This is a genomic window from Humisphaera borealis (genome assembly GCF_015169395.1).
In the GTDB taxonomy this organism is placed as follows: Bacteria; Planctomycetota; Phycisphaerae; order Tepidisphaerales; family Tepidisphaeraceae; genus Humisphaera; species Humisphaera borealis.
In genome coordinates, this window is the sequence record NZ_CP063458.1 from 4,743,106 (window position 1) to 4,757,105 (window position 14,000).

At 66.0% G+C, this 14,000-nt stretch carries 1 protein-coding gene; it reads left to right on the forward strand.

Features of this window, described 5'->3' with window-relative positions:
- The first annotated feature begins 232 nt into the window (after window positions 1-232).
- Window positions 233-13,879, forward strand: a complete 13,647-nt coding sequence (locus IPV69_RS17670) for a fibronectin type III domain-containing protein (protein WP_206291045.1) — start codon at window positions 233-235, stop codon at window positions 13,877-13,879.
- Window positions 13,880-14,000 lie beyond the last annotated feature (121 nt).

Here is a 14,000-nt window from a genome sequence, read left to right on the forward strand (position 1 = left end):
CGGCGGATCAACTCGCTTGATGGGTCGGGTTGGCTTCGCGTGTACCGCCGCGAGCACTTTTATGGGCGCTAGCAAGAACTCGTTTTGGTAGTGCTGCAATTCATCAACCACGTATGCCTTCGCTCCGATGCTTGTTCCCGACAGCCTGTGCGGCGTGTGACGGTTGGTTCAGTAGTGCCGATCGGTCCGCTCAGGCAGTTAGGGATACGGGCCTTTAGTCGGGAGCACGATCATGTCGAATCGCCAACGCGCCGTTCCGTCCATTGTGATGTCGTTGAATTCCGCCGTCAGCCGTGCCGTCGCGAAGATGGCCGGGAATCACGCGTCGTTCGAGTCGCTCGAGCAACGGACGTTGATGGCGGCGCAGCCAACCAGTTCGATGGCGTACGACGCCGCGGGCAATCTGCACCTGGCCTACTACGACGAGGCGGCAAAGAGCCTCAAGTACACGAAGCAGTCGCCGGGCGGAGCCTGGACGACAGCAATCACTATCGACGCCACCAGCAGCGATGTCGGCAAGATGCCATCGCTGTCGGTCGATAGCGCCGGCCATCCCGGTGTCGCGTACTTCGATGCGACGAACGAAGACCTGCGCTACGCGTTTTTCAATGGCACGACCTGGAAGAACGTCGCGGTCGATACGAAAGACTCGGTCGGCCAGAACCCGTCGCTCGCCTTCGATGCCGCCGGCACCGCGATCATCAGCTACTACCGAAAGACGACCGGCGATCTGAGGCTCGCCACACTCAAGAGCTTGGCCAAGAACAAGTGGACGATCACGACGGTCGCCAAGAAGGGGGACGTCGGGCAGTTCAGCAGCCTGGCGATCGACCCTGCCACCAACAAGCCGACGGTCGCATTCAGCGACAGCGCCGGGCAGGTTCAATTCGTCGCCAGCGGCAAGAAGCCTGTTGTTGTCGATACCGTTTCGCCAGACGTCGCCAACGTGGACATCGCGTTCGGCAGCAACGGCCGGCCGACGATCAGCTACTTCGATCCGGCCAGCGGCGCGATAAAGCTTGCCGAGGCCGGCGATGCAAAGGCCAAGTTCTTCACCAACGAGCCGATCGCCGAGGTTCCCGCCGGCAGCAATGCCAACCCGACGCTGATCATCGATCCGTCCACCGGCAAGCCGCAGGTCGTCTATTACGACGCCGAAGCGAATGGCGTGTTCCTGGCCAAGAAGGATGCCGGCGGCCAGGAGGTCGAAAAGGAACAGCTCAAGGCAGGTGGCGGCGAAGGATTCATCGCCACCCCACAGCCGGGCAATGACTCGATCAGCTTCGCCGTCGTCGATACCACCGGCGAAGCCGAGGCGCCGGTCGAACTGGCCAACACCGAAACCACCCCGCTGCCGCCGACGAACGTGACGGCGATCGCCCAGAGCGAGAACGAAGTTCTGATCACCTGGGTCGATAACGCCAACAACGAGACCGGCTTCCTGGTCGAACGTTCGGTCGACGGCACCGTCTGGTCGGAAGTGGCCCAGGTCGCCTCCGACATCACCGAGTACGTAGACGACACCGCAGAAGAAGCGACGACCTACTACTATCGCGTCAGCGCCACCGGCGGCGCCGGCGAAACGAGCGTCGGCACGACCGCGCCGCGTGTGTTCGGATCGGCAATCGTCACGTCGGCCAACAGCACCGTCGCGACGACGACGACACTTCCGAAGGCTCCTGCGGCTCTGGCGGGAACGCCGGTGTCAGACTCCAGGATCGATCTGACCTGGACGGATCGGTCCAGCGCCGAGACCGGCTACGTCGTCCTGATCTCCACGGACGGAGCCACCTGGGAGGTGCTGGCGACGCTTGGCGCCGACAGCACGGCCTACAGCGCGACATCGCTTCCCGAAGGGACGACTCGCCTGTTCGCCGTCTACGCAACAAGGGGAAACCTTGCGTCCCACTGGTCGCAGGAAGTCGAAGTGACGACCAAGCCGGCCGCTCCCAGCGGCCTGACAGTCACCCAAATCTCCACTTCGCAGCTGAACCTGTCCTGGACGAACCACGCCGCCGCCGCCGACCACGTGACGATCGAACGGTCCACCAATGGCACCACCTGGACGACCGTCGCCAACCTGACGCCATCCACAGCCACCTACAACAATACCGGCCTGTCGGAAGGCACGGCGTACTACTTCCGCGTGAAGGCGGTCGGCGTTCACTCCAGTGCCTACTCGAATGTTGGCAACGGCACGACCAACCCGCTCGCCCCGTCGAATCTGGCGGCCACGGCCGTTTCGCCCACCCGCATCGACCTTTCCTGGACCGACAACACCACCGGCGAGACGTCCTATCTCGTGCAGCGGGCCTCGGGCGGAGGGGCGTTTGTTACCGTCGCGACGCTCGATGCCAACGTCACAACCTACGCCGACACCGGCCGCACCGAAGGTGTTTCCTACAGCTACCGCGTCAAGGCGGTGATCGGGTCGGAGGCCCAGAGCAGCTTCTCGGCGGAAGTCAGCAGCGAAGCGCTACCGTCAACCCCCACCAATCTCGTCGCCGAGCTGGCCGCCGCCGGCCGTCATGTGGCGCTCACATGGACGGACAACGCCACCGGCGAAACCAGCTACGAGGTGCAGCGGCTGGCGTTCGGGTCGGAAACCTGGACCACGCTCGCCACGCTTGCCAGCAACGCTGCCTCCTATACCGATACGTCTGCCGCCGAGGCGACGACGTACACCTACCGCATCCGCGCGATCAATTCCGCCGGCGCGTCGGCATTCAGCGACACGTACGTCGCGACAACCGTCCCGGCTGATCCGACGGGCCTCATCGTCTCCACTCCGGCCAATGACACGATCAACCTCTCCTGGACGGACAATTCCGCCGGTGAGACCGGTTTCGTTGTCGAACGTTCGACCGACGGCGTCAACTTCACCACGCTGACGACCACCGCCGCCAGCGTCACCACGTACGAGAACGCCGATCTGGCGTCGGCCACGCAGTACACGTATCGCGTCAAGGCGATCAATGGAGCGGGCAGCAGTGGCTACACCACCACCGTCGCCGGCACCACTCGCACCGATGCCCCGGCCGATCTGGTCGCGACGAGCGTCTCGGACAGCCAGATCGATCTCGCCTGGTCCTCTGTTACGGGTGCCCAGGAGTATCGCGTCGAGCGATCGGAGGATGGCGGTACCACCTGGACGCCGATCGCATACACGGAGACCGCGGGCTATAGCGACGAACTGGTGGACGAGGCGGTCGCCTATAGCTATCGGGTGCTGGCGTCGAATGCCGGCGGCCTGAGCGAAGCAAGCTCCGACGACTCGGTCACGACGCGCCCCGCCGCCCCGACCGGCCTCTCGGCTGTTTCGAGCGACGGCGAGAGCGTCAGCCTCACCTGGTCGGACAACTCCGGTGGCGAAACCGGGTACGTCGTCGAGCGAAGCGCCGACGGCGGCACAACCTTCCCCACCAGCTTCAGTGTCGACGCCGACGCCGAGTCCTACACCGACACCACGGTGACCGAAGCGACGGCGTACGTGTATCGCGTTCGCGCCACGGGCGTCGGCGGGCCTTCGGCCTACAGCAGCAACGCGAGCGTGACGACCCGACCGGCACTGCCGACAGGCGTGGTCGCCACAAGTGTCTCGGCCTCGCAGATTTCGATCGCGTGGGAGGACAACTCCGCCGGCGAAACCGGCTACCGCATCGAGCGGTCGGCCAATAGCGGCGCCTCGTGGACGACCGTCGCCACGCCCGCCGCCAATGCCGAGCTGTACACCGACAGCGGCCTGAGCGCCGCGACCGCCTACGCCTATCGCGTGGTCGCGACCAGCACCCAGGGTGATTCGGTCGCCAGTGCCGACAGCACGGCGACGACGCGTACCCTCGCCCCGACCGAGCTCGAAGCGGTGACCAACTCGGAAGACCGGATCGACCTGAGCTGGTCGGCACCCGCCGGCGCGTCGGGCTTTGTCGTTTACCGCTCACTCGACGGGGTGAACTACACTTCGATCGCCACGCTAGGCAGCTCCGAGCTGACGTACTCCGATACCGGCCTGACCGAGGCGACCGACTACTACTTCGAAGTCGTCGCCACTAATGCCGGTGGCGAGTCCGCGGCCGCCGGCACCTTCGGCACCACCAAGCCGCTCGCGCCCGATACCGTCAGCGTTCAGGCCAACAGCGCCACCAGCGTTACCGTCACCTGGTCGGACAACTCCGCCGGCGAGGACGGCTATTACGTCGAGGTCTCCACCGACGGCGGAAGCACCTTCAGCGACGCCGGCCAGGTACTGGCTGATGTCGAGACGCTGAACGTCACGGTCGCTGAAGGGACCAGCCCGGTGTTCCGCGTGCGGGCGATCAAGAGCGGCGTCTTCTCCCCTTACTCGGAGACGGCGACCACAGACACCATTCCCGCCGCCCCGTCGGCGGTCGCCGTGAACAGCGTCAGTGCCGCCAGCTTGAGCGTCACCTGGGCCGACAACTCGGCGAATGAAACCGGCTTCCGGATCGAGCGATCGACGGATGGAATCAACTTTGTGCAGGTCGGAACGGCCGACGCCGGCGAGACGACCTTCACCGACACGGGCCTTGATGAGGGCACGGAGTACACCTACCGCGTTCGCGCCACGATGGGCGTGAGCCGCAACAGCGCTTACAGCGACACAGACAGTGCCGTCACACGACCGGCAGCGCCGACCGGCCTGAATGCCGCACTCGTCGTCGGCGGCGTGGACCTGACCTGGACCAACCTGTCGGTCAACGCAGACTCGTACGTGATCGAGCGATCCAGCAATGACGGCGACACCTGGAGCCAGATCGGCACGGCCAACACCACCAGCTATAGCGACACGACGACCTCCGCCGGCCTTTCGTACCTTTACCGCGTATTGTCCGTGAACGAAGGCGGCGCTTCCGTGGCCAGCAGCGAGGCCGCTGCCACGCTCGTGCCGAACGTTCCGCAGAACGTGACGGCAACACTGCAGGCTGGCGGCGACGATGTCACCGTCTCCTGGACCGACACCGCCGGCGAAACCGGCTACAGCCTGTACCGCAGCGACGATGGGGGCTCCAATTGGTCGCTGATCGCGACCCTGCCTGCCGGCGAAACCAGCCACGATGATGCGGTCTCGGAGAACGCCGAGTACCAGTACCGGGTCCGCGCCTTCAACGGCAGCGGCGAGTCCGTCGATAGTGCCGAAGCGATCGTCAACACCACGCTTGTTCCGGCCAGCGGCGTCGCCGCGACGGCGACGCCGACCTCGGTCACCGTGACGTGGGACGACAACTCCTCCGGCGAGGCCGGCTACAGCGTTCAGCGTTCGAGCAACGGCGGCAACAGTTGGACGCAGGTCGGCACCGCCGCTGCCAATGCCGAAACCTACACCGACAGCACCGTCGCGCAGGGCACGAGTTACCGCTATCGCGTGACGGCAACCAATGGCCTGGTCGTTTCTACACCTTCGTCATCCACCACGATCATTACCCGGCTGGCAGTCCCCACAGGCCTGACGGCTACATCACCTTCGTCGTCACAGATTGATCTTAGCTGGACCGACAACGCCACCAACCACTTGGGTGTGCAGATTCTCAAGAGCAGCGACGGCGTGAACTTTACGCAGGTCGACTTCGTAAACGCCGGCACACATACCTGGTCCGACACCGGCCTGGATGAGGCGAGCACGTATCAGTACAAGGTCCGCGCCGCCAGTGCGATTGCGACGTCGGATCCGACGTCTGCAGTGGTCGGCCTGGTGCGTCCGTCGGCCCCCTCGCAGCTTGAAGCGACGGTCGAATCGGATACCGCGATCACGCTGACCTGGACGGACACCTCGGCCGGAGCCACCGGCTTTACGATCGAGATCTCCGACGACGGCGGCAGCAACTGGGCCGTCGCCGGCACCACCAATGGCGCAACGACCTTCGCCGACACCGGTCTGACGGAAGGCACCACCTATGTCTACCGTGTCGCGGCGACGAATGCTTCGGGCGCATCGACCGTGGTGGGCCTGACCGCCACCACGAACCCGGCTGCCCCGACCGGCTTGTCGGTCACGGCCGCCAGCCCGACGCAGGTCGATCTGTCCTGGACGAACGTGTCGGCAAGCGACACCACCGTTCGCATCGAGCGCAGCGAGGACAGCGGTCCATTCACCACGCTTGCCAGCGTTGCCGCGAGCGAGAACACCTACAGCGATACCTCGGCCGTCGAAGGAACGGACTACGCCTACCGCGTGGTCGCTGTTTACCTGAGCGATTCGGCCGCGAGCAACACCGACACCGTCACCACGCCGCCTTCGGCCGCCACTGCACTGCAGGCCGACGTGCTCGGTGATACGTCGATCGACGTAACCTGGACCGACACCTCCGCGCACGAGACGGAATTCCGAATCGAGCGGTCCACCGACGGCGTCAACTTCACCTCGATTGCAACGCAGATTCCGAACTACAACTTCTACACCGACAATTCCGGCGTCGAGGGTACGAGCTACACCTATCGCATTGTCACCGTGCAGGATTCGCTGGAGACGACCTCCGCGACGATCACCGCCCAGACCGCACCGGCCGCGCCGAGTGGTCTGTCGGCCGCTTCGCCGGCGGCGGGGACGGTCAACCTCACCTGGAGCGACAACTCGGCCAACGAGACCGGTTTCATCATCGAACGGTCGGACGACGGCGACGAGTTCGCTCAGATCGGCACCGCCGATGCCGGCGAGACCACGTACAGCGATACGACAGTCGCCGCGGGTTCCACACACTACTACCGGGTGCTTGCGGTCCAGGGGATCAATAGCGCCCCCACGGGTGAAGTGACGGGCGTAAGCCGTCCGGCCGCGCCGGCAAACTTTGCCGTCACCGCCCTTAGTCCAACGACATCGACGGTCGCGTGGGATGCGGTCACCGGCGCGACGGGCTACACCATCGAAATCTCCACCGACGCCGGCAGCAACTGGACCCAGGCCGGTACGACCACGTTCGCAACGAGCTTCGACGACACCGGTCTGACAGAGTCGGACGACTACGTCTACCGCGTGATCGCGACCAACGCCGGCGGGGCGAGCGTGGCCTCGGCGACGGTCAACATCCACACCCTGCCTGCGGCGCCGACCGATCTGGTCGCGACGGCTTCGATACCGACGCAGGTCAACCTGGCCTGGACGGACAATTCCACCTCCGGCGTCGCCGACATCCTGGTCTACCGGGCCCTGGGCGAGCTGCCGGCCGAGAACGACTTCTCCCTGCTGACGACACTCAGCCCGGGCAGCGAGAGTTACAGCGACACGACGGTGCAGGGTGGCCTGGCGTACACGTACAAGCTGGTCGCCGACGACGGCGACGCGGTCAATGGCAACGTGACCGACAGCGTCACCACGCCGCCCGCCGCCGTGACGGCGCTCAATGCCGTCTCCAGCACGCCGACAACCGTTGACATCAGCTGGACGGCTTCCAACGGCGCGACGACCTACACCGTCGAGCGTTCGACGGATGGCGTCAACTTCGCCGAGCTGGCTGAAGTGCAGACCAACAGCTACAGCGACGAGACCGCAGTTGAAGCGACCGAATACACATACCGCGTGACGCCCACCGGCGCCGGCGGAGATGGCCCCACGGCGACCGATGTGGTCACCACACTTCCTGCGGCGGTGACGACGATCACCGTCAGCGGCTACACCGCGACCAGTGTTGATCTTGCCTGGACCGACCCCTCGGCCGGTGAAACCGGCTTCCGCATCGAGCGGTCGACCGACGGCGAGAACTGGACCACCCTCACCACCACCGCGGCCGACGCCGAAACCTACACCGATTCCACTGCGGTCGAAGCCACAACCTACGCTTACCGTGCCGTGCCCGTCGGCAGTGGCGGCGATGGTTCGGCTGCGGTCGCCGATGTCACCACGCTACCAGCGACACCGACCGGTGCGGTTGCGACGGGTGTCTCGTCTACGCAGGTCGATCTCGCCTGGAACGACAACTCGGCCGGCGAACAGAGCTACACCATCCTGCGGTCGGTCAGCGGCGGCGGGTATACCGTGCTGGCCAGCGGCCTGGATGCTGGGACCGAGAGCTACTCGGATACAACGGTGCAGCCCGGCACCGCGTACGCCTACAAGCTGGTCGCCGAGGGTGTCGGCGGTTCGTCCGCCGAGAGCTCCGCTGCCACCGTCACCACGGTGCCCAGTGAGCCGGCTGATGTGACGGCGACGATGACCAGCATCACTGAAGTTGCGATCGCTTGGACGGATGTCTCAGGTAACACCAGCTACCGCATCGAGCGTAAGGCCGGCAATGGCGCGTTCGCCGAGATCGTCAACAGCCTCGGGGCCGATGCCACCAGCTACGACGACGAAACCGCGGTCGAAGGCACGAGCTACGTTTACCGCGTGTTCGCGGTGAATGCCGGCGGCGACAGCGCCCCGAGCAGCGAGGCCGCGGTCACCACCGCGCCCGCCGGGCCGAGCAATCTCGCCGCCAGCGATACCGACGCCACGACAATTCACCTCACCTGGGACGACAACTCCTCGGGCGAGACGTCGATCACCGTGCAGCGGTTCGACGATTCGGCGTGGGTCACCATCGCCACGCTCGACACGGATACCGAGTCGTACGATGACACCGTCGCCACCGGAAGCACGCACACCTATCGCGTGTTCGCGAGCAACACCGGCGGCGATAGTGCCCTGAGCGGCACGGCATCGGCGACTACCGTTCCGGCCCAGGTGACGGGTGTCACCGCCGTCGCCAGCGGTACAACCACCGTGGATGTCGCCTGGAGCCTGGTCAGCGGAGCGACCGGCTACCGCGTCTATCGCAGCGACGATGCCGGGGCGAACTTCAGCCAGCTCGGCACCGATCTGGACGACGAAACCGCGTCGTTCGAAGACGCGACCGCCACCGAAGCGACCGCGTACGTGTATCGCGTGGAGGCGTTCAACGCGTCGGGCGCTGGCGCGGTCAGCGGCAATGCCGCCGTCGCTACTCCGCCGATCGCTCCGACCTCCCTCATTCACACAGCCGCCAGCACGTCGGGCATCGATCTGCAGTGGGTGGACAACTCGGCCCACGAGACCGGCTTCCTGGTGCAGCACTCCACCGACGGCGGCACGACCTGGGAGGACGTCGGCACCGTCGCCGACGTTGACGGTACCGGCGACACCACGTCGCTTACCGACAATGACGTCGTCGAAGGTGCGACCTACCAGTACCGCGTTCGCGCACTCTTCGGCGACGCCAGCTCGGCGTGGACTTCCGTCCACACTGCCGACACCGAGCCGGAGTACACGACCAATCTCGCGGTTGCCAGCTTCACCAACACCGCTGTCAGCCTCACCTGGACCGACAACTCGGCCGGCGAAGCCGGATTCAGCGTGCATCGTTCCGGCGACGGCGGCACAACCTGGACCACGCTCGCGACGCTCGACCCGAACACTACCGCCTACACCGACAGCACCGCCGTACAGTCGACGGCGTACCTGTACCGCATCCGCACGTTCCGCGGCGACGCCGAGGGCTACACCTCGAACGTCTCGGTGACTACCCGCCCGACGGCGGCCACGGGCCTGGCGGCGACCGCGACGAGCCCGACCTCCGTCGATCTTGAATGGACCGACAATGCCACCGCCGAGGACGGCTACAAGATCGAGCGGTCGGTCGACGGTGGTACCAACTGGTCGCAGATTGCTTCGATCGCGTCGGGCAGCGAGAGCTACACGGACAGCAGTGCGCCGGAGTCGGCGACGACCAGCTACCGAGTGATCGCGTACAAGGGCGCAATCGACTCTGCCGCCAGCACGGCCGACACCGTCACCACGCCGGTCGCAACGCCCAGCGGGCTTGCGGTCACCGCGACGTCGCACGATGCCGTCAGCCTGAGCTGGACCGACAACAGCGGGGCTGAAACCGGACAGCGGATCGAGCGCTCGACCGACGGCGGCAATACATGGTCGGCACTGGTAACGGTCGCCGTGGATGCCGTCAGCTACAGCGATACCACCGTCTCTGAAGACACGGCTTACAGCTACCGCATCGTCGCTCTGGTCGGCGAGGCCGAGAGCAACGGGAGCGCTGCCGATGATGTCACCACGCCACTGGCGATGCCGACGACGCTCGCTGCCACGTCGCCGACGGCCACCAGTGTCGCGCTGACCTGGACCAACGTTTCAACCGCGGCCGAAGACGTCGTGATCGAGCGTTCCGCCGACGCCGGAAGCAACTGGACGACGGTCGCGACCATCGCCGCGTCCAATGACGACTACACCGACTCGACCGTCACCGAAGGCACGGCTTACCTCTACCGCATCAGCGCGGTGAAGACGGGCAACGCATCTGCGACGACCGGATCGGTCGCCGTCACCACGCTGCCTGCAGCCCCGACGGGCGTATCGACCACGTCCATCACCACCACCGGTCTGACGGTCACCTGGACCGACAACGCCGCGGGCGAGGACGGCTTCGAGGTCGAAGTTTCGACCGACGGCGGCGACACCTGGAGCACGGCCGGCACCGCGGATGATGTCGCCGGCACCGGCGACACCGGTTCGCTCGTGCAGACGGGCCTCACCGAGGGATCGACCTACGTCTACCGCGTCCGGGCGACATCCGGCGGGCGGCTTTCTGCCTGGAGCTCAACGCACACCGTCGATACGCGCCCGGTCGCACCGAGCGCGCTGGCCGTCACCACCTTCACCGATACCGTCGTCAACCTGGCCTGGACGGACAACTCCGCCGGCGAGACCTCGGTCGAGGTCGATCGTACTACCGACGGCGGCAACAACTGGACGACCATCGCAACGCTTGCTGCAGATGCCGTCAGCTACAGCGACACCGGCCGTACGCAGTCTTCGGAGTACGTCTACCGAGTCCGCGCGGTGCGCGGCACGAGCGCCTCGGCGTACACGTCTGATGTCACGGTCACCACCCGGCCGACCGCGGCTTCCGGCCTGACGGCGACGGCAGCCACGCCGACCTCGATCAACCTCGCCTGGACGGATAACGCATCCGCCGAGGACGGCTACAAGATCGAGCGGTCGGTGGACGGCGGCGAGAACTGGACGGAGATCGCGCAGGTCGCCGCCGACGCCGAGAGCTACACCGATGCCCTGGCGCCGGAATCGGCGACCGCCAGTTATCGAGTGATCGCCTACAAAGGCCTGATCGACTCGGCCCTGAGCAACGAAGATTCCGCGACCACACCCGTCGCCATCCCGAACGATCTGGCCGTCTCGGCGACCTCGCACAATGCCGTCGGCCTGAGCTGGACGGACAACAGCGATGCCAATGATTCGCAGCGAATCGAGCGTTCCACCGACGGCGGCACGAGCTGGTCCACGCTCGCGAGCGTTGGGGCCAACGAGTCCACCTACAGCGACACCACCGTTGTTGAGGACACCGCCTACGCGTACCGCATCGTCTCGCTGGTGGGCGAAGCCGAAAGCACGCCGAGCGCCTCTGATGATGTCACCACGCCGCTGGCAATGCCGACGGCACTGGCGGCCGCGTCGCCGACGGCGACCAGCGTCGAACTGACCTGGACGAACGTCTCGACCGCCGCAGAAGATGTCGTGATCGAACGCTCGGCCGACGCCGGTGCCAACTGGAGCACGCTCGCGACGATTGACGCCGTCAACGACAGCTACACCGATTCCACGGTGTCGGAAGGGTCGGCGTATCAGTATCGCATCCACGCGATCAAGACCGGCAACGCGTCGTCCACGACCGCGGCTGCCAGCGTCATCACCTTGCCGGCCACCCCGACAAGCTTTGACGCCACGGTCTTCTCGCTCAGCCAGATCGACCTGGCCTGGAACGACAACGCCGGCAGCGAGACCGGCTACCGCATTGAACGTTCCGAGAACGGCGGCGCCTACAGCGAACTGGTCACCGTCGCGGGAGACGTCGAAAGCTACAGCGACACCTCGGTTCATGAGGGCGGCACGTTTGCCTACCTTGTTTACGCACTCGGTGCCGGTGGAAACTCGGCCACCGCGACCGACACCGCCATCACCGCTCCGGCTGATCCGTCCGGGTTCACCGTGACACCCGTCACCGCGACACGGATCGACGTCGCCTGGAGCGACAACTCGTCCGGCGAAACCAGCTACGTGCTGCAACGCTCGACCGATGGCGGCAGCACTTGGTCCGCCTTGGCGACGCTGGACCCCAACACCACCAGCTACAGTGACACGTCCGTCACCGAAGCGACGACTTACGACTACCGAGTCCGCGGCGTGCGAAGCTCGGCCGTCTCGGGCTGGGTGGCCGGCGATGCCACCACCGTACCGGCCACGCCGACCGGCCTTGTGGCGACGGTCCCGGCGGGTACGCCCCGTGTGAACCTCGCCTGGAACGACAACTCCGCCGGCGAGAACGGCGTGCAGGTCGAACGGTCGGAAGACGGCGGCACCAACTGGACGCTCCTTTCCACCGCGGCAGCCAACGCCACCAGCTACAGCGACACGACGGTCGTCGAAGGCACGACCTACCAGTACCGCATCCGCGCCACCAGCGCGGCGGGCAACTCCACCTGGGCGACTTCGGTGACCGCCAGCACCTTGCCGGCCACACCGACGGGCCTCTCCGCGACCGCGATCAGCTACAACCAGGTGAACCTTGCCTGGACGGATAACTCGGCGAGGGAGAACGGGTTCCTGGTCGAGCGTTCGATCGGCGGCGTGACTTGGTCGTCCGTCGCGACGCTTGCCGCTGACACGGTCAGCTACAGCGATACGGCTGTCGGCGAAGGCTTCACGTATCAGTACCGCGTTCGAGCCACGACGGCTGCGGTCAACGGAAGCCCCAGCGGCACCGCCAGCGCGACGACGCCCGTCGCCGCACCCACCAACCTTGCCGCGACCGCCGTCTCCACCACGCAGGTCAACCTGACCTGGACGGACAACTCGGCCGTCGAGAGCAATTACAAGATCGAGCGGTCTACGGACGGCGGCTCGACGTTCTCGGCCCTGACCACCGTCGTCGCCGGCAGCACCAGCTACAGCGACACGACCGCCACGGCGGGGACGACCTACGTCTACCGTGTCCGGGCGACCAAGGGTGCGATCCTGTCCACCTATGCCACCAGCAGCGCGGTGACGACCGCGCCGACCGCGCCGAGCAACCTCGCGGCAACCGCCGCTTCGCACTCGGACGTCAATCTCACCTGGACCGATGCCCAGGGCGAGACGGCGTACACCATCGAGCGGTCGGCCAACGCCGGATCGACCTGGTCCACGCTCACCACGGCCGTCGCCGCCAACGCGACGACGTACACCGACACCACCGCGACCGAAGAGACGGCCTACCTCTACCGCATCCGGGCGACCAACGCCGCGGGATCTTCGGCGAACGTGACGTCGGCCTCGGTGACCACGCTCCCCGCCGCGCCGGCCGATGTCGTCGCGACCAGCGAATCGTCCGACACCATCAGCCTCTCCTGGACGGATGTCAGCTCGGCCGAGAGCGGCTACAAGATCGAACGCCAGATCGAATCCAGCGGCAACTGGGTGCAGATCGCCACCGTCGGGGGCAACGTCACGTCGTACGTCGATCCGACCTGCGACGAGAGCGTGGCGTACGAGTACCGCGTGCGGGCCACCAGCGGGCCGCGGAACAGTGCCTACAGCAACACCACTGTGGCGACGACCATTCCGTTCCCGCCGGACAGCCTGGTCGTCACGGCAACGTCCGCCAGCAGCATCAGCCTGCAGTGGACCAACCCGTCAAACGCACCGACGATGGTCATCGAACGTTCGACCGACGGCGGCGACACGTTCACCGCGATCGGCACGACCGGCCAGGGCGGGACGACGTACACCAACACCGGCCTGTCGGCCGATACGACGTACGTCTACCGCATCCGGGCGTACAACGGCGACGGCGGCTTCAGCGACCCGACCAACACGGTCGTCGCGGCCACCGACGCGGAGTAACCGCAAGGCTCAGGGCCTTGTGGCATGGGGAAGCGAGTACGCTTGCCCATGCCACCCTGAATCGGTCTTTCTCACATGTACCCCAGGGCGAACGGCATCCGCCGTTCGCCCTCTTTCATGG

What these genes read in the sequence shown, in the direction of transcription:
- IPV69_RS17670 (WP_206291045.1), top strand. Translation starts at nt 233, where the DNA reads ATGTCGAATCGCCAACGCGCCGTTCCGTCCATTGTGATGTCGTTGAAT.